Annotated in this window: 19 protein-coding genes; 8 read left to right on the top strand and 11 right to left on the bottom strand. The window is 66.6% G+C overall.

The genetic code is table 11. The features are described 5' to 3' along the window. Positions 1-248 precede the first annotated feature (248 nt). The 3 genes from RAM80_RS27575 (at position 249) to ada (ending at position 2,144) form a co-directional block, all read left to right on the top strand. Positions 249-590 carry an FKBP-type peptidyl-prolyl cis-trans isomerase gene (locus RAM80_RS27575; protein ID WP_416423545.1) on the top strand — a complete coding sequence of 114 codons (342 nt, stop codon included), beginning with the start codon at positions 249-251 and terminating at the stop codon, positions 588-590. A 95-nt stretch (positions 591-685) separates the two neighbouring features. Continuing rightward, positions 686-1,234, top strand: coding sequence for a cupin domain-containing protein (locus RAM80_RS27570; RefSeq protein ID WP_416423544.1), 549 nt, complete (start codon positions 686-688; stop codon positions 1,232-1,234). A gap of 76 nt (positions 1,235-1,310) precedes the next feature. Further along, positions 1,311-2,144: a bifunctional DNA-binding transcriptional regulator/O6-methylguanine-DNA methyltransferase Ada gene (ada, locus tag RAM80_RS27565; RefSeq protein ID WP_416423543.1), complete on the top strand. Its 834-nt coding sequence runs from the start codon at positions 1,311-1,313 to the stop codon at positions 2,142-2,144. Here the strand turns inward: ada and RAM80_RS27560 are convergent, their stop codons facing one another. Beyond that, positions 2,145-4,265 (bottom strand): ATP-binding protein, encoded by a 2,121-nt coding sequence (locus RAM80_RS27560; RefSeq protein ID WP_416423542.1) that lies wholly within the window; start codon positions 4,263-4,265, stop codon positions 2,145-2,147. Between the two features lie 200 nt (positions 4,266-4,465). Beyond that, positions 4,466-5,104, bottom strand: coding sequence for a Dps family protein (locus tag RAM80_RS27555; protein ID WP_416423541.1), 639 nt, complete (start codon positions 5,102-5,104; stop codon positions 4,466-4,468). Positions 5,105-5,366: 262 nt separating this feature from the next. Here RAM80_RS27555 and RAM80_RS27550 point away from each other — a divergent pair, with 262 nt between their 5' ends. Continuing rightward, the gene (locus tag RAM80_RS27550) at positions 5,367-6,428 is read left to right on the top strand and encodes an NAD(P)-dependent alcohol dehydrogenase (RefSeq protein ID WP_416423540.1); all 1,062 of its coding nucleotides are present in this window, start codon (positions 5,367-5,369) and stop codon (positions 6,426-6,428) included. Positions 6,429-6,533: 105 nt separating this feature from the next. Here RAM80_RS27550 and RAM80_RS27545 read toward each other — a convergent pair whose 3' ends face one another. From RAM80_RS27545 to RAM80_RS27515, 7 genes are all read right to left on the bottom strand, one after another. Next, on the bottom strand, positions 6,534-7,109 hold the full coding sequence (locus RAM80_RS27545) for a flavin reductase family protein (protein ID WP_416423539.1): 576 nt from the start codon (positions 7,107-7,109) through the stop codon (positions 6,534-6,536). Between the two features lie 52 nt (positions 7,110-7,161). Continuing rightward, the gene (locus RAM80_RS27540) at positions 7,162-8,091 is read right to left on the bottom strand and encodes a 2-hydroxyacid dehydrogenase (protein ID WP_416423538.1); all 930 of its coding nucleotides are present in this window, start codon (positions 8,089-8,091) and stop codon (positions 7,162-7,164) included. Continuing rightward, positions 8,072-9,406, bottom strand: a complete 1,335-nt coding sequence (locus RAM80_RS27535; protein WP_416423537.1) for an MFS transporter — start codon at positions 9,404-9,406, stop codon at positions 8,072-8,074. Before RAM80_RS27535 ends, RAM80_RS27540 begins: the two co-directional genes overlap by 20 nt. A gap of 171 nt (positions 9,407-9,577) precedes the next feature. Further along, positions 9,578-10,948, bottom strand: coding sequence for a gluconate:H+ symporter (locus RAM80_RS27530; protein WP_416423536.1), 1,371 nt, complete (start codon positions 10,946-10,948; stop codon positions 9,578-9,580). Positions 10,949-11,145: 197 nt separating this feature from the next. Next, the gene (locus tag RAM80_RS27525; protein ID WP_416423535.1) at positions 11,146-11,943 is read right to left on the bottom strand and encodes a sulfite exporter TauE/SafE family protein; all 798 of its coding nucleotides are present in this window, start codon (positions 11,941-11,943) and stop codon (positions 11,146-11,148) included. Between the two features lie 11 nt (positions 11,944-11,954). Further along, positions 11,955-13,208, bottom strand: coding sequence for an NAD(P)/FAD-dependent oxidoreductase (locus tag RAM80_RS27520; protein WP_416423534.1), 1,254 nt, complete (start codon positions 13,206-13,208; stop codon positions 11,955-11,957). Between the two features lie 11 nt (positions 13,209-13,219). After that, positions 13,220-13,573 (bottom strand): ArsR/SmtB family transcription factor, encoded by a 354-nt coding sequence (locus RAM80_RS27515; RefSeq protein ID WP_416423533.1) that lies wholly within the window; start codon positions 13,571-13,573, stop codon positions 13,220-13,222. Between the two features lie 81 nt (positions 13,574-13,654). On the opposite strand from RAM80_RS27515, the gene RAM80_RS27510 reads away from it, so the two are divergent. The 4 genes from RAM80_RS27510 to RAM80_RS27495 all read left to right on the top strand — a co-directional run bounded on the left by RAM80_RS27510 (position 13,655) and on the right by RAM80_RS27495 (position 16,735). Further along, positions 13,655-14,518 carry an MBL fold metallo-hydrolase gene (locus RAM80_RS27510; protein WP_416423532.1) on the top strand — a complete coding sequence of 288 codons (864 nt, stop codon included), beginning with the start codon at positions 13,655-13,657 and terminating at the stop codon, positions 14,516-14,518. A gap of 88 nt (positions 14,519-14,606) precedes the next feature. Continuing rightward, the gene (locus RAM80_RS27505; RefSeq protein WP_416423531.1) at positions 14,607-15,713 is read left to right on the top strand and encodes a Gfo/Idh/MocA family protein; all 1,107 of its coding nucleotides are present in this window, start codon (positions 14,607-14,609) and stop codon (positions 15,711-15,713) included. 17 nt (positions 15,714-15,730) lie between these two features. Then, positions 15,731-16,255 carry a hypothetical protein gene (locus tag RAM80_RS27500; protein ID WP_416423530.1) on the top strand — a complete coding sequence of 175 codons (525 nt, stop codon included), beginning with the start codon at positions 15,731-15,733 and terminating at the stop codon, positions 16,253-16,255. A gap of 78 nt (positions 16,256-16,333) precedes the next feature. After that, positions 16,334-16,735 carry a low affinity iron permease family protein gene (locus tag RAM80_RS27495; RefSeq protein WP_416423529.1) on the top strand — a complete coding sequence of 134 codons (402 nt, stop codon included), beginning with the start codon at positions 16,334-16,336 and terminating at the stop codon, positions 16,733-16,735. 124 nt (positions 16,736-16,859) lie between these two features. Here the strand turns inward: RAM80_RS27495 and RAM80_RS27490 are convergent, their stop codons facing one another. Next, on the bottom strand, positions 16,860-17,336 hold the full coding sequence (locus tag RAM80_RS27490; RefSeq protein ID WP_416423528.1) for a cupin domain-containing protein: 477 nt from the start codon (positions 17,334-17,336) through the stop codon (positions 16,860-16,862). Between the two features lie 60 nt (positions 17,337-17,396). Then, positions 17,397-17,714, bottom strand: a complete 318-nt coding sequence (locus RAM80_RS27485; RefSeq protein ID WP_416423527.1) for an EthD family reductase — start codon at positions 17,712-17,714, stop codon at positions 17,397-17,399. Positions 17,715-17,779 lie beyond the last annotated feature (65 nt).

The following is a 17,779-nucleotide window of genomic DNA, read 5'->3' as shown; positions in this document are numbered from 1 at the left end:
GCAAATGATCGTTACAAAAAAGCGAACAATTGCCGCATTGACATTTCACGCAAGGCTCTGGCATGGCGTGCACGACCGCGTTGATGCGTCCAAAATCCCGTAGCCGCTGCCGCAGGCTGCGCTGGCCCTGGTGGTCACTGAAGATCTCCAGCGAGGCACAGTGCCAGCGCAGCCTGCGGCAGCGGCTACGGTGGGATATGGGACGCAATTTGCGTAAACTAGGTGCCCCGATTTCACAGGCACCCTCGATGAGCAACGAACTACTGGTCGAAGACCTGCAACCTGGCACCGGCAAGGCCGTGGTCAAGGGTGCGCTGATCACCACCCATTACCGCGGCACGCTGGCGGACGGCACCGAGTTCGACTCGTCGTGGTCGCGCGGCAAGCCCTTCCAGTGCGTGATCGGCACCGGCCGCGTCATCAAGGGCTGGGACCAGGGCCTGATGGGCATGCAGGTAGGCGGCAAGCGCAAGCTGTTCGTGCCCGCGCACCTGGCCTACGGCGAGCGCAGCATGGGCGCGCATATCAAGCCGGGCAGCGACCTGTATTTCGAGATCGAGCTGCTGGAAGTGCTGACTCGCGACGATTGAGCCTGCAACCGCTAAAACGCCTTGACCTGCCAGCGGCGATGGTTATAAAGGTCAGGTCATTTTCGACATGAAGCCCTCTGAACAATAAGGCACCTATGGATACCGGAACACGACTGAAGTTGGTGCGCGAACGGTTTCAACTGTCCCAACGCGAACTGGCGCGCCGCAGCGGCGTGACCAACTCGACCATTTCCAACATCGAGCAGAACCGCGTCAGCCCCTCGGTCAGCTCGCTGAAGAAACTCCTGCAAAGCATTCCCATGAGCCTGGCCGACTTCTTCACCTTCGACGAGCCGCCCAAGCAGGAGCGCTATGTGTTCCGCTCCGACGAACAGCCGGACCTGGGCCGCGAAGGCCTGCGCCTGCTGCTGGTGGGCGCCACCCTGCCCGGCCGTGACATGCGCATGCTGCGCGAGCTGTACGCCCCCGGCGCGCACTCGGGCGACGAGTTCATCGTGCACAACGAAGGCGAGGAATGTGGCGTGGTCACCCGCGGCACCATCGAGCTGACCATCGACGGCCAGACCAGCATCCTCAATGCCGGCGACGGCTACTACATCCCCACCACCCTGCCCCACCGGTTCCGCAACATCGGCCAGGACGAGGCAGAGATAATAAGCGCCAACACCCCGGCCAACTTCTAAACGCGCAAGACTCGGAGTGTTTTGCCGGCCCCCGCAGGGCTAAGCTGGGGCCACGTTCAACTGCCAGGCCACGCCCATGAGACCCACCACCCACGATGCCCACGCCGCCCTGGTCACCCGTGCCTGCGCGGTACTGGACGCCGCCGCCAGCCCGCCGTCGCTGGCGCAGCTGGCGGCCGAGGTGGGGCTGAGCCCCTACCACCTCCATCGGCTGTTCAAGCGTTTCACCGGCCTGACGCCCAAGGCCTACGCCGACGCACGCCGCGCCCAGCGCGTGCGCGAGCAGCTCAAGCCCGGCGGCACGGTGACCGAGGCGGTGTACGAGGCCGGCTTCAATTCCAACAGCCGCTTCTACGAGTCCAGCAACCAGCGCCTGGGCATGAAACCGGTGCAGTTCCGCAACGGTGGCGCTCGCGCCACCCTGCGCTTCGCCCTGGGCCGCTGTTCGCTGGGCGATATTCTGGTGGCAGCCAGCGAGCGCGGCGTCTGCGCGATCCTGCTGGGCGACGACCCCGAGCAACTGCTGCAAGAGCTGCAGGACAGCTTTCGCAACGCCGAGTTGATTGGCGCCGATGCCGAGTTCGAGCAATGGGTGGCCCAGGTGGTGGGCTTCGTCGAGGCGCCCGGCATTGGCCTGGACCTGCCGCTGGACGTGCGCGGCACGGCGTTCCAGGAGCGGGTATGGCAAGCGCTGCGGGCGATACCGGTGGGCAGCACCGCCAGCTACGCCGAGGTGGCACGGCTGATCGGCGCGCCCACGGCCACCCGCGCGGTGGCCCAGGCCTGCGGCGCCAACCGCCTGGCCGTGGCCATTCCCTGCCACCGGGTGGTGCGCAGCGACGGCGCGCTGTCGGGCTACCGCTGGGGTGTGGAGCGCAAGCGCCAGCTCCTTGCGCGCGAGGCGCGCTGATCAGTCCTGTTCGGCCTGCAGCACGCGGCGTACCATCGCGGTCAGCGCGTCGGGCCCATAAGGTTTGCGCAACAGGTGCTGGTGCGGCGCCAGCTCATAATTGCGCGAGATGATGTCGCGGGTGTGCCCCGAGGCGAACAGCACCGGCAACGGCGGCGTGCGGGCCTGGGCCCAGGTGGCCAGGTCAGCGCTCTTGACCTGGCCGGGCATGACCACGTCGGTGAAGATCAGGTCCACCCGCAGGCCGTCGAGCAGGAAGCGCATGGCCACGTCGCCGTTTTCCGCGGTGATCACCCGGTAGCCTGACTGCTCCAGCAGCTCGGCGGCGGTGGCGCGCACCTGCTCGTCGTCCTCGACCACGAGGATGGTCTCCTCGCCATCGATCATGACCGCCGCCCCCGGCACCTCCTCGACGCTTTCGGCCGCGTGGCTGCGCGGGAAATACATCTGCACCGTGGTGCCCTGGCCCTCAACGCTGCAGATTTCCACGTGCCCGGCGCTCTGGCGGACAAAGCCGAACACCATGCTCAGGCCCAGGCCGGTGCCGTGGCCATCGGGCTTGGTGGTGAAGAACGGCTCGAAGGCCTGGGCCAGGGTGGCCGGCGCCATGCCCACGCCGTCATCACTGACCGACAGCCGCACATAGTCGCCGGGGCTCAGCTCCTTGCCGGTGCAAAACTCATGGCCCAGCACCACGTTGTCAGCGCTGATCACCAGCTCGCCCTCGCCGCCCATGGCATCGCGGGCGTTGAGGGCCAGGTTGAGCACGGCGTTTTCCAGCTGGTTGCGGTCGACGTGAATGCTCCACGGCTGCTCGGGCGTGTGCATGCGCACCTGGACGGTTTCACCCATGGCGCGCAGCAGCAATTCGCCCAGGCCGTCGTACAGCCGGCGCAGGTTATAGACGCCTGGGGACAGCGGCTGGCGACGGGCGAAGGCCAGCAGCTGCGCCGACAGCTTGGCACCGCGCTCCACGGCGGCCAGGGCGGCGGCCACCCGGCGCTGGATGGGCGCGTTGTCCTGCTGCTGGCGACCCAATAGGTGCAGGTTGCCGGCGATCACCTGCAGCACGTTGTTGAAGTCATGGGCCACCCCACCGGTGAGGCCGCCCAAGGCTTCGAGCTTTTGTGACTGGCGCAGCTTTTCCTCGGCCTCGGAGCGGGCGCGCACCTCCTGCTCCACCCGCTGTTCGAGGTTGCGCGTGAGCTGCAGCAGGGAGTCTTCGGCGATCTTGCGCTCGTGAATGTCGATCAGCACCCCCGGGAACCGCGAAGGCGCCCCCTGGGCGTCGTAGTCACAGCGGCCGCTGGCCTGCACCCAGCGGTAACTGCCATCGGCACGCTGCAAGCGGTACTCGGCGTTGTAGCCCGAGTGCTGCTGGATGGCGACGTCGATGGCCGCCTGCACGCGTTGGCGATCATCATCGTGGATGGCCGCCAGTGCCTGCTCGGCGGGCAGGTGCTCCAGCGGCGTGCCGGGTGGGTAGAGGAAAGTACGCGCAAAACGCTCGTCACCCGAGAGCTGGCCGCCCTTGATGTCCCACACGAACGAACCCAGCACCGCGCCGGTGTTGAGGGCCATCTGCAGGCGCTCACTGGTGGCCCGGTGCGCACGCTCGGCGGCTTCACGGGCACGCTCGGAGAGCACGTGGGCGGTGGTTTCCACGACGATGGCCATGACCCCGGCGGGGCTGCCGTCGTCGCCCGGCACCGGGCTGTAGTAGAGGTCCATCCACACGTCTTCGGGCACGCCGTTGCGCAGCAGCACCAACTCCTTGCTGTGGTAGCTCAGGGTGCCGCCGGCCAGGCAGGTGTCGACCACGTTGCGGTTGAAGTCGGCGACTTCCGGCCAGCCCATTTCCACGGGCGAGCCCAGCAGGTACGGGTGGCGGCCACCGGCGAACAGCGAATAGGCGTCGTTGTAGATCATGTAGCCGGGGCGGCCCCAGAGCATCACCAGCGGCACTGGCGAAGCCAGCAGAAACTGCGTGGCCATGCGCAGGGCGGGCGACCAGAGGTCGAATGGGCCGAGTTCGGTCAGCGACCAGTCAAAGCCGCGAATACGCGTGGCCATTTCACCACGCCAGCCTTCACAGCCGTGGTCTTTGGAAAGGAATTGCATCGCGGGGCTCGGACTCCGTGGGCGGGGTTGCGCCCTACGAGTCTAACGCTGGGGAGAGGGAAAGCACATAGGCGGCGCGACGCTCCCGTAGCCGCTGCCGAAGGCTGCGCTGGCCCGCGTGCACCCTGGAGATCTTCGGTGCATGGGAAGGCCAGCGCAGCCTGGCGGCAGCGGCTACGGGTTGCGTGGCGTGGCTGGCATCAGTGGCCGGTGACGTCGCCGTTGCGGCTGGTCTCGAACAGGAACCACGTGCGCTGTTCGGTTTCGTCGATCCAGTTCTCGATCAGGCTGGCGGTGGCGATGTCGTTGTACTTGTCGCACAGTTCGTGGACTTCGCGCATGTAGGCGGCCAGGCCTTTGTTGTCACCCTGCAGCTCGGCCAGCATGTCCAGCGGCTGGACGAATTCGGCGTCGTTGTCGAGCACCGACTTCAGGCGCGCGATGTGGCCGATGGAGCGCAGCGAGTTGCCACCGATTTTACGGGTGCGCTCGGCGATGGCGTCGACCATGGCGAAGATCTCGGTGGCGTGGTCGTCCAACAGCAGGTGGTAGTCGCGGAAGTGCGGGCCGCTGACGTGCCAGTGGAAGTTCTTGGTCTTCAGGTACAGCGCGAACACGTCGGCCAGCAGGCGGTTCAACGCGCCGCTGAGGTCACGGGTGGCGTCGCTGCCCAGGTCGGTGGGAGTGGCCAGCGCGCGGGCGCGGGTCTTCAGGGCGGCAGGCTTGTCGAGTGCGGCCTTGGCAGCGGCAGGCGCTTTTGCCGAGGCAGGCTTGGCGGCGGGCTTTTTCGCCACTGCAGGTTTCTTCGCGGCGGCGGGCTTCTTGGTCGGGGTAGCCATTGCGGTAGTTCTCCTTCGGTCTTGGAGCGGAAGATTCATGCAGCGGCCGAATGTCTCGACGACGCGCTGATCCCCCAGCCTAACAGGTCGCTTTCCAGCAACTCAATCTGATCATTACCTTGGGCTTTGGTTTCGTCATTTCAAGAGGTGTTCGCGGCAGATCGCCTCGACCTGCCAATCTTCATTCATCGGTGAAACGTTTCATGGCACTTAAGCGGGACTATGCTGTTCCAAGCTTTTTTCCCCCACCAAGGTGAGTGTCATGATCAAGACATACAGCTACGCCGCCCAGAGCGCCAGCGACGCCCTCAAGCCCTACCGGTTCGAACGCCGCTCCCCCGGCGCCGACGATGTGCAGATCGACATTCTCTACTGTGGCGTGTGCCACTCCGACCTGCACACCGTGCGCAACGAATGGCACAACACCCTGTACCCGTCGGTGCCGGGCCACGAGATCGTCGGCAAGGTGACGGCGGTGGGCGCCAACGTGAAGCACTTCAAGGTCGGCGACCTGGCCGGCGTCGGTTGCATGGTCGACAGCTGCCAGCACTGCGCGTCCTGCGCCGAAGGCGAGGAACAGTACTGCGAGAACGGCTTCACCGGCACCTACAACGGCCCGGTGTTCGGCGGCGAGAACACCTTCGGCGGCTACTCCGACACCATCGTGGTGAAGGAGAAATTCGTCCTGCGCATCCCCCACAAGGACAACCTGGCGGCCGTGGCGCCGCTGCTGTGCGCGGGCATCACCACCTACTCGCCGCTGAGCCACTGGAAGGTCGGCCCGGGCAAGAAGGTGGGCGTGGTGGGCCTGGGCGGCCTGGGCCACATGGCGGTGAAAATCGCCCACGCCATGGGCGCCCACGTGGTGCTGTTCACCACCTCGCCCAGCAAGCGCGAAGACGGGCTGCGCCTGGGCGCGGACGAGGTCATCGTGTCGAAGAATGAAACCGAGATGGCCACCCAGGCCAACCAGCTGGACTTCATCCTCAACACCGTGGCCGCGCCGCACAACCTCGACCCGTTCCTGGCGCTGCTCAAGCGCGACGGCACCATGACCCTGGTGGGCGCGCCGGACTCGCCGCACCCCTCGCCTACCGTGTTCAACCTGATCTTCAAGCGCCGCAGCCTGGCCGGCTCGTTGATTGGCGGCATTCAGGAAACCCAGGAGATGCTCGATTTCTGCGCCAAGCACAACATCGTCTCGGACATCGAGATGATCGCCATGAAGGACATCAACCAGGCGTACGAGCGCATGCTCAAGGGCGACGTGAAATACCGCTTCGTGATCGACATGGCCACCCTCAAACAGGAAAACGCCGCGTAACCCCGTAGCAGCGGCCACAGGCCGCGTCCCGGGAATACGCGGTGTTCCGGACGCGGCCTGCGGCCGCTGCTACGGGTGGTGAAACGGGTTTGTGTGGCGCCCTGGTTAAAGCATGTTGCCTTTTACTGGCGCACCGATCGCCATGAAATGCCCGCCCGCCACGTGGTGCAGCGTGCGCAACGCATCATGCCCTTCAAAATGCCAATGCCCTTCGCTGAACACCCGCGCATCCGCCTGGGCGCTGATCACTTCGCCCAGGAACAGGTCGTAGGCGCCCTGGTTGTGCGGTTCGGGCAGCAGGCGGCACTCCAGCCAGGCCACGCAGCCTTCCAGCAGCGGCGCGTCCAGCTGTTCGCCGGCGAAGGTCTGCAGGCCGTAGGTGGCAAACTTGTCCAGGGTCTGCCCGGCGGTGTTGCCCACGGTCTGGACGATGTCGGCCTGGGCCACGCAGGGCACCTGCAGCACGAAGGTGCCGCTGGCCTCCAGCAGTTGCCGGGTCCAGGTGGACTTGTCCAGCACCACCGCCACTTTTGGCGGCTCGAAGTCCAGGGGCATGGCCCAGGCGGCGGCCATGATGTTGCGCTGGCCCTGGTGGGCGGCGCTGACCAGCACGGTGGGGCCGTGGTTGAGCAGGCGGTAGGCCTTGTCCAGCGGCACGGGCAGGCGGTGGTGGGCGGTCATGGCATGGGCTCCGGCAAAAGCACGCAGTGTACCAAGTTGCCGCCCGCCCGCGTCAGGCCGGGATCGGCGTGGGCAGCGGCCGACCGGCGAAATGCGCCGCCAGGTTGGCCAGGGTCAGGTCAGCCATGGCCTGGCGCGTGGCCCAGGTGGCGCTGGCCATGTGCGGGGTCAGCAGCACGTTGTCCAGCCCCAGCAAGCCTGGGTGCGGGCGCGGTTCATCCTCGAACACGTCCAGCGCCGCGCCCGCCAATTGGCGGGTGGCCAGGGCCTGGAACAGCGCCGCCTCGTCCACCACGCTGCCGCGGCCGACGTTGATCAGGTAACCCTCGGGCCCCAGCGCTTGCAACACCTGGGCATCCACCAGGTGGAAGGTCTGGGCGCCACCGCCCACCGCCACCACCAGGAAGTCCACCGCCGCGGCCAGGCTCTGCGCATCGGGATAGAAGCGGTAATCCACCGGCTGGCGATTACGCCCGCAGTAGGCGATGTGCATGCCAAAGCCTTCGGCACGGCGGGCAATGGCCTGGCCAATGCGGCCCAGGCCGATGATGCCCAGGCGTGCGCCGCTGACCTTGCGGGTCCAGGCAATAGGGCCGTCGGCCCAGCGGCCCTGGCGCACGAAACGGTCGGCCGGGCCGGTGCCACGGGCGATGCCCAGCAGCAGCGCCATGGCGAAGTCGGCGACGTCGTCGGTGAGCACGTCGGGCGTGTGGCTGACGGCGATGCCGCGCTCGCGCGCCGCCGCCACGTCGACGCCGTCGTAGCCCACGCCGAACACCACGATGACCTCCAGCGCCGGCAGGCGCTCGATGAGCGCGCGGCTGACCCGCGACTCGCCGTTGGCCACCAGCGCGCGAATATGCGCGGCGCCCTGCCCCAATTGGCTGCCCTGCTCGTCGCCCTCGAGCACGGCGAAATCGGCCAGCAGGCGTTCGGTGAGCTTTTCCGGCAGGCGGGCGATCTTAAGCACGTTTGCGTTCATTGACGGTTCCTTGCAGGTGAGCCTGGCCACGGGCGCGCTCGGCGCCCAGGTAAAGCCCCAGCACGCCGCCGGCCAGCAAGGCGCAGGCGACCAGCAACAGGGCGTAGTCGTAGGTGTGGGTGACGTCCTTGATCCAGCCCATCACCGGCGGCAGGCCCAGGCCGGCCAGGTTGGCGATGGAGTTGATCAGGGCAATGGACACGGCGGCGGCCGGGCCCGACAGGTATTCAGTGGTGGTGGCCCAGAACACCGGCGTGGCTGCCCAGTTCAACGCCACGGCAACCACCAGCAGGCCGTAGGCCAGGCCATGGTTGCCGCAGAACACCGCCACGCCCAGCACAATGCCGGCCGCCAGCAGGGGCCCGCCCAGGTGCAGGGCGCGTTCGCCATTCTTGTCGGAATGCCGGCCGTTGGCGTACATGAACACGCAGGCCAGCAGGAACGGCAGCGCCGACATCAGGCTGACCACGAACGAGCCCTGCCCCGACACCGACTGCACGATCAGCGGCAGGAACAGGGTGATGCCGATGGTGCCGAACGCCTGCAACAGCCAGAACAGGCTTAGCAGCCACACCACCGGGCTGCGGAACGCCTTGTGCCAGGCATCGTTATGGGAGATCAGCGTGGTGCTCTGCTCGGCGGCGATGGTGCTGGCCAGCCAGGTCTTCTGCCGTGCGTCCAGCCAGTGGGTGGTCTGCGGCGAGTCCGGCAGGTAGCGCAGCACCACCACGCCCAGCATGGCGGCGGGAATGCCTTCGAGCAGGAACAGCCAGCGCCAGCCGCTCACCGAGGCCATGCCGTCCAGGTGCAGGAACGCGCCGGACAGCGGCAGGCCGATCACCGAGGCCAGCGCCGCGCCGATGTAGAAGAACGACATGGCCTTGGCCCGGTCGCTGCGCGGGTACCACTGCGACAGGTAATAAATGATGCCCGGCGTGAAGCCAGCCTCGGCGGCGCCCAGCAACAGGCGCATCACATACAGCTGGTTGGCGGTCTGCACCAGGCTCATGCCAGCGGCGACGATGCCCCAGGTGATCATGATGCGGGCGATCCAGCGCCGCGCGCCGACCTTGGTGAGGATCAGGCTGCTGGGCACTTCCAGCAGGATGTAGGTGAGAAAGAACAGCCCCACGCCCAGCCCGTACATCGCCGCCGACAGGCCCAGGTCGGCGTTCATCTGCAGCGCCGCCACCGAGATGTTCGACTTGTCGATGTAGGCCACCATGTACAGCAGCATCAGGAAGGGGATCAGCTTGAGATTGAGCTTGGCCAGGGTGCTGGCGTGCAAGCCGTCGTTCAGCGTGGGCTGGGTCATGACGGGTCTCTCTATTGTTGTCGTTATGGAGGTGCAATGAGGGAGACCATAAACCAGCACAGATGCAGATTCAATATATGAATTATCATCCCGATATATGGGATAAAAACTGAAACGTTACAGTTCCGCAGGCAGCCACGTAGCAGCTGCCGCAGGCTGCGTCCTACAGTCTCAAGCCAGGAAATGCCACAACAGCAACGTCCCCACCAACCCCACCACCGAGACAATCGTCTGCAACACCGACCACACCCAGATGGTCTGCTTCAACTGCAGCCCGAAGTACTCGCGCACCATCCAGAAGCCCGCATCGTTCACATGGCAGAAGAACACCGAGCCAGCCCCGATGGCCAGGGCCACCAGCGAACTCTGGGTCGCGGCCAGCCCGGCCATCATCGGCGCCAGGATACCCGCGGTGGTGGTGGTGGCGACGGTGGCGGAGCCTGTGGCCTGGCGCAGGGCCACGGCGATCAGCCACGCCAGCAGCAGGTACGGCAGGTGCGCGCCCTCGGCGGCCTTGCTGATGGTCTGGCTGACGCCGGCGTCCAGCAGGGTCTGTTTGAGGCCGCCACCGGCGCCGATGGTCAAGAGCAGCACGGCGATCGGCCCCAGCGCCTTGCGCAGGGTGTTGCCGACCTGCTCGCGCGGCAGGCCGTTGGCCCAACCCAGGCAGACCACGGCGGCCAGTACGGCGATACCCAGGGCAATCAGCGGCTCGCCGAGGAACTTCAGGGTCAGCGCCAGGGTGGTCTCGGGGGCTAGGGCCACCTTGGCCAGGGTGCTGCCGAGCATCAGCAGCACCGGCAGCAGGATGATCAACAGCGAAATGCCGAAGCCGGGCTGGCGCTGGGCCTGGGGCTTGGCGCTGAACAGCGCGCCCAGCTCGGCCGGCTCCTGCACGTCCATGCGCCGCGACAGCCAGTTGCCGTACAGCGGGCCGGCGAGGATCACCGCCGGCAAGGCAATGCTGAAGCCCAGCAGCATGGTCAGGCCCAGGTCGGCGTGCAACGCGCTGACCGCGATCAGCGGCCCCGGGTGCGGGGGCATCAGCGCATGCAGGGTGGTCATGCCGGCCAGCGCCGGGATGGCGATTTTCAGCAGCGGCTGGTTGGACTGGCGAGCCATGACGAAGATGATCGGCACCATCATCACCAGGCCCACTTCGAAGAACAGCGGCAGGCCGATCACCAGCGCCACCAGGGCCATCACCCACGGCAGGCTGCGGCCCTTGCCCAGCCCCAGCAGGGTGCTGGCGATGCGGTCGGCGGCGCCGGACTCCGCCATCAGCGCGCCAAGCATGGAGCCCAGCGCAATGATGATGCCGGCCTCGCCGAGGATGCCGCCAGCGCCCTTGCTGAACGCCTTCGCCACCTCCTCCGGCCCCAGCCCGGCACCGACGCCGGCAATGAAGGTGCCGACCAGAATGGACAGGAAAGGCGGTAACTTGGTGGCGCTGATCAACACGATGATGGTGGCGATGGCCACCGCACAGCAGACGATGAGGCGGGTGTCGTGGGCAAGCCAGGCGAGGTTGTTCGGGTCCACCGGGTACTCCTTATTGTTGGCAGATACAGCTGCAACATTTTGTTGCAATTTGCCAACAGAATACCCCATTGCACCGTAGCAGCGGCCACCAGGCCGCGTCCTGTCACACCGTAGCCGCTGCCGAAGGCTGCGCTGGCCCTGTGCCCCACTGGAGATCTCCAGGGTTCACCCCGGCCAGCGCAGCCTGGCGGCAGCGGCTACAAGGTTGAGCCCAGGTAGATGGCGACAGCCACGCACAGGCCCGCAAACCCTACCTGCAACACCCGTGCGGGAATGCGCGGCGACAGTAGCCGGCCCGCCACCATCCCGGCCACGCTGGCAGCAATGAACACCCCGCCCTGCAGCGGGATGCGCACCCCGGCGTGCAGCGCACCGACCACCGCCATGCCCGACACCAGGGCAATCACCATCAGCGAGGTGGCGATGATGCCGTGCACGCGGATGTCGGTCAGCTGCCGGAACGCCGGCACCAGCAGGAAGCCGCCGCCCACGCCGAGCAGGCCGGTGAGGAAGCCGCAGCAGGAGCCCACCAGCGACAGGGTGATGCTGCAGCGCAGGGTCCATTTCAGGCGCCCGGTCTGGTCGTTGAGCATGCAGTTCTTCTGCTCCCAGCCGTGGTCGATGCCCGACCCCGCGCACTTGGCCTCGCGCGCCTGGCTGAACATGCGCCAGGCGACGATCAGCAGCACGCCGCAGAACAGGCCCACCAGCAAATGATCCGGCAAGCGGTGCGCCACCAGCAGCCCCAACGGCGTGAACAGCGTGCCCAGCGCCGCCATCAACAACGCCGCACGCCAGCGCACGATGCCCTTGCGCAGGCCGTCGATGGCGCCCACCGCTGCTGCAGCGCCCACGGCCAGCAGCGCCACCGGCGCCGCCTGGGTCATGGGCCAGCCCAGGCCAAGCACCAACGCCGGCACCGCGAGAATGCCACCGCCGGCGCCGGTGAGGCCCAGCACGATGCCGATCAAGCCACCCAATACCAGTGCGAGCATGCCCCGCCCTCCTATTCAGCAGCGCTGCAGCGAGTCAGCCATTCGCGGCCCTTGAGCATGCCGTTCCAGTAGAACCACGGCAGGAAGCTGGCCTTCAACCACCAGGCCGAGCGCCGCGCCACGGTGGAGTCCCAGGGGAAGCTGGGCAGCAGCTTGCCGCCGTAGCCGAACTCGGCCAGCACCACCCGGCCCTTCTCCACCGTCAACGGGCAGGAGCCGTAGCCGTCATAGCGCAGCGGCAAGGCGCGGCCGGCACGCAGGGCCAGCAGGTTCTCGGCCACCACCACGATCTGCTTGCGCGCCGCGGCGGCGGTCTTGGCGTTGCTGGTGGAACACACGTCGCCCAGGCCGAACACGTTGGCGTACCGCACGTGCTGCAGGGTGCCGGGGTCTACCTCGCACCAGCCGCCCGCGTTGGCCAGGCGGCTTTCACGCACGCAATCGGGCGCCACCTGCGGCGGCACCACGTGCAGCAGGTCGAAGGGCTTGGCCTGGCGGACGCGGGCGCCGTTGGCGTCCAGGCTTTCGAACCAGGCGGTCTTGGCCGGGCCATCGACCTTGACCAATTGCGAACCGAACGCCAGCTGCGCCCGGTACTTTTCGATGTACTTCATCAACGCCGGCACATACGTGGCCACGCCGAACAGTGCCGGGCCGGCGAGGTTGAACTCCACGTCAATGTGCTTGAGCACGCCGCTGCGCCGCCAATAGTCGCACGACAGGTACAGGGCCTTCTGCGGCGCCCCGGCGCACTTGATCGGCATGCCCGGCTGGGTGAACAGCGCCTTGCCCTGGCGCAACTGCTGTACCAGTTGCCAGGTGTAGGGCGCCAGGTCGTAGCGGTAGTTGGACGTCACCCCGTGCTGGCCCAACGTCTGCTCCAGGCCCTCGATCTGCTCCCAGGCCAGGCGCAGGCCGGGGCACACGACCAGCTGCCGGTAGCCCACGTGGCGGCCGTCGGCGAGGGTTACCCGCTGGCCATCGGCATCGATGCCCTGCACCGCCGCCTGCAGCCACTGCACGCCCTTGGGCATCACCTGGGCCATGGGCCGGGCGGTGCTGCCGACGTCGTAGGCGCCGCCGCCCACCAGGGTCCACGCCGGCTGGTAGTAGTGGGTGTCGCTGGGTTCGATGAGGGTAATGGCCAGGCCCGGCTGGCGCTTGAGCAGGCTGGCGGCAAGGCCGATGCCGGCAGCACCGCCGCCGATGATCAGGATGTCCGCGTTGCTGGCGGTCGCACCCTGTTGCTGCGCATTATCGTGCATGGGGTCCACACTTATTGAGGAAGAACGGACGAACCGAGGCTGGCCAGCACCGTGCCGCAATACAGGCCCGACAAGGTCTTCATGACCTGGATGACTTCATGGCTGGCGAGCCCGTAGTAGATGTACTTGCCCTCGCGGCGGGTGGCCACCAGGCCTTCGTCGCGCAGCACGCCCAGCTGCTGGGACAGGGTGGGCTGGCGCACGCCGGTGCCAGCCTCCAGCTCGCCGACGTTGCGCTCGCCCTGGGTGAGTTGGCACAGAATCAGCAAGCGGTCTTCGTTGGCCAGCGCTTTCAACAGCGCACAGGCCTTGGAGGCACTGGCGCGCAGGCGCACGACGTCGTCGGTGGTCAGGCAGGTTTCCATGGCGGGGTCGCTCTCGATCACTTTCTGTGATTACATTATGTTTAAATATAGATTATTGAACAATAGACTGTGGAGCAATTCATGACCCCACGTATCCAGCCCTTCTTCGACAGCGGCTCGTCGACCTTCAGCTATGTGGTGTATGAAGCGCCGGGCAGCGCCTGCGCAGTCATCGACTCGGTGCTGGACTACGACCACAAGGCCGGCCGCACCGGCACCGAACAGGCCGACGCCATCATCGCCTTCGTCCGTGCCCAGGGCCTGCAGGTGCAGTGGCTGCTGGAGACCCACGCCCACGCCGACCACCTGTCTGCCGCACCCTACCTGCGCGCGCAACTGGGCGGGCGCATCGCCATCGGCGAGGGCATTCGCCAGGTGCAGAAGGTGTTCAAGACAGTGTTCAACCTGGAGCCCGGCTTCCGCCTCGACGGCTCGCAGTTCGACCAGTTGCTCACGCCCGACCAGACCTTCAGCATCGGCAACCTGCCAGTGCGCGCCCTGCACGTGCCCGGCCACACCCCGGCGGACATGGCGTTCCTGATCGGTGCGCACGACCTGTTCGTCGGCGACACGCTGTTCATGCCCGACGTTGGCACTGCCCGCTGCGACTTCCCCGGTGGCGACGCCGAGCAGCTGTACCAGTCCATCCAGACCCTGCTGGCCTTCCCCGCCGACACCCGCCTGCACCTGTGCCACGACTACCCGCCCGAGGGCCGCGAAGCGCAATCGCAGACCACCGTCGCCGCCCAGCGCCAGGGCAACATCCACGTGCGCGACGGCATCGACCAGGCGCAGTTCGTGGCCATGCGCACCGCCCGCGACGCCACCCTGCCCATGCCCGTGCTGCTGATGCCGGCGGTGCAGGTGAACATCCGCGCCGGGCAGTTGCCGCCCGCCGAGGACAACGGCGTGCGCTACATCAAGATCCCGCTTGACCGGCTGTAACGCAATCGGGCGGAACTTGTAGGGCCCAGGCTTGCCCATTCCTGCATGGCGCCGGTATTTCACCGGCCGGTCTTGCAGGAGTCATGACATGCCTGATGCACACGGCAAGGTTCGCTACGCAGTCGTCGCCGGCGGCTGGATTTCCCAGGGGGCGTTCATGCCCGGCATCGGCCAGACCGACAATTCGGTGATGACCGCGCTGGTCACCGGCGACCCCATCAAGGCCCGCGACCTGGCGGCCGAGTACCAGCTCAAGAGCTACCACTACGACGAGTTCGCCACGCTGCTGGCCAGCGGCGAGATCGACGCGGTGTACATCGCCACGCCCAACTTCCGCCACCGCGAATTCGCCGTGCCGGCCCTGGAAGCCGGCATTCACGTGCTGCTGGAAAAACCCATGGCCACCAGCGAGGCCGACTGCCTGGCGATCAACGCCGCGGCCAAGCGCAGCAACGCGCTGCTGATGGTCGCCTACCGTCTGCACTGCGAGCCGGCCACGGTGGAGATGATCGGCAAGGTGCGCGCCGGCGCCATCGGCGAGCCGCGGCTGTTCACCTCGACCTTCACCCAGCACACCAAGGAATCCAACCACCGCGCTCACAGCGGCTACTGGGCCGGCCCCGTGGCCGACATGGGCCCCTACCCGCTCAACGCGGTGCGCAACCTGTTCGGCGAGGAGCCGCTGGAAGTCTCGGCGGTGGGCATCCACACCCCCGGCCGGCATTTCGACAGCCATGACACCGTCACCGTCACCCTGCGCTTCAGCCAGGAACGCCTGGCGCAGTTCATCGTCAGCTACAGCCTGCCCGGCAGCCAGCGCTTCCAGTTGCTGGGCAGCGAAGGCGAGATCGAGGCTTCGCCGTGCTTCGGCTTCGGCGAAGGCGTGGCCATCGGCTACCGGCTGATCAAGGACGGCGAGCCTCACGAACATGAACACCCGGTGGTGGACCAGTTCGGCGGCGAGACCCAGTACTTCTCCGACTGCATTCTCAAGGGTGAGCAACCCGAGCCCGACGGCGACGAAGCCTGGCGCGACGTGCGCGTGCTGGCGGCCATCGAAAAAGCCCTGGCCAGCGGCACGCCGCAACGCCTGGAGCCACTGGCGCCGCGCCGCGGCATCCAACCCGGCCAGGCCCGGCAGCTGCCGTTGGCCAAGGTGCCGCCGTACATCAACACCGCCGAACCGAACGACTGAGCCAGGGGGCCGAACGCTTGAGCCGAATCATCACTTCACGCTTGCCGCACGACACCGACGAAGCCCGCGAAGCGCAAATGTTCGGCAGCCCCAAGGACCGCCTGGATTTCTACCGCCGCGAGATCCAGTACGAGACGGCGATCCTCTCCAACCGCACCAACGCCTACCTCTCGGCGCAGGCGTTCCTGGTGATCGCCTACGCCTCGTCCATGGCCAACCTCAACCCCGAATGGGGCAAGCTGTTCACCCTGGTGGTGCCGCCGGTGCTGGCGCTACTGGGGGTGCTGTGCTCGCTCAACGCCTGGCCGGGCATTCGCGCGGCCTACGACATCATCGACCACTGGCACTTCAAGCAGAGCGGCCTGCTGCGCGACACCCCGGCCATGGGCCTGGCCTATGACGACGAGCCGCTGTTCAGCGAAATGGAGTCCAGCCACAAGGGCTACCGCAAGTCGCTGATGTTCTCGATGCGCGCGCCGTGGCTGTTCGCGGTGTTCTGGATAGGCCTGGGGGCGTTCGCCCTGGCGATCCAGTTGGGCTAGATGAAATCGCATCTGTAACAAAGAATTTCGACGCAGCGCCGAGGTCTATCCCTTAACCCCCTTCAGGACCCCACTGCCATGAAATTCGCATTGTTTTCCAACGCCTTGTCCAAGGCCTGCGGCAGCCCGCGGACGTTTATCGTCGCGGTGTTGCTGATTGTGGTCTGGGCCGTGACCGGGCCGTTCTTTCATTACAACGACACCTGGCAGCTGATCATCAACACCTCGACCACCATCATCACCTTCCTGATGGTGTTCGTGATCCAGAACACCCAGAACCGCGATAACGACATCCTGCACATCAAGATCGACGAACTGCTGCGCGCCACCAAGGACGCGCAAAACGCGGCGCTGGACCTGGACGACCTGGACGCCAAGGAGCTGACCACCATTCGCAAGCAATACCGGTCAATGGGCACCAATGAGACCATCGAGGTGACGGAATCCAAGACCACACTCAAGGACGACCCGGCGGCCTGACGTGCCCACCGTTACGCGGTGCCTGGGACGCGGCCTTCGGCCGCTGCTACGGATGCCCTGGGACGCGTCCGGAAACGCCACGGTGTACCTGCCCTTACGCGACCGGGAACGCCGCGGGGTGCGCTCAAGCCCAGATCGCCCCACCCACCACCGGGTCCTGCGCCGGCAGCGCCAGCTTGGCGATGCGCGTGCGCGAGGCATGGTGGGTGGCGGCCTTGGGGCGCTGGATGTCGTAGTCTTCCTGGCCCTGGGGGTAGGCGCCCACCACCAGGAAATCGTCGCTGTGGGACAGCGCGCAATGGCCGGTGCCCGCCGGCAGCACCAGCACGTCACCCTGCACCAGGCTGATGATCTGCCCCTGCTCACCGCCCAGCATCACCCGTGCGCTGCCGCCGGCCACGCCCAGCACTTCGTGGGCGTTGGAGTGGTAATGGTGGTAGTCGAAAATCCCGTCACGCCACAGCGGCACCCACTGGTGCCGCGCGAACAACTGCTCGAACGCCGCCGCATCGCCGGCCACCTGGTGGTAAACCAGGGCCGGCAACGGGTTGTTGGGCACGCGCCCATCGTCACGAAAGTACAGCTGCTCTGCTGGGGTCATGGGGGGCTCCCGGTGGCTGTGCATGTGGGTTGGAAACCCCGGACCCCGGGATTGTTCCCCTCACACCTCGACCAGCACTTCGCTGATCTGCACCACTGGCACCAGGTCGGTGTAGTTGGGGATGTCGCCGTTGAGCACCGCGGCGTGGGGCACGAAGGCCTGCTGGAAGGTCTCCAGCGACTCGCAGTAGAAATGGCACAGGCCCAGGTACGGCGGCGTGGAACCCGGCAGGCCACCGGCCAGGCCCTTCTCCACCGAATACTTCAGGCAGGCCGCGCCCATCAGCTCCTTGAGCAGCGGCATGTGCTTGTCGCGGTAGTAGTCGAAGTCGAACCGCGCGTCCGGCTGGTAGGGGTACATCACGCTGACTTTGATCATCACGGTCTCCTGGGGGAATGAATTGACCGCTCGATAGTAACGCCAATTCAACTAACCGGTCGCGG

Source organism: Pseudomonas sp. App30, from assembly GCF_047947025.1.
Lineage (GTDB): Bacteria > Pseudomonadota > Gammaproteobacteria > Pseudomonadales > Pseudomonadaceae > Aquipseudomonas.
Note: the sequence above shows the minus strand (reverse complement) of the source record. Positions and strands in the feature narration are given on the sequence as shown.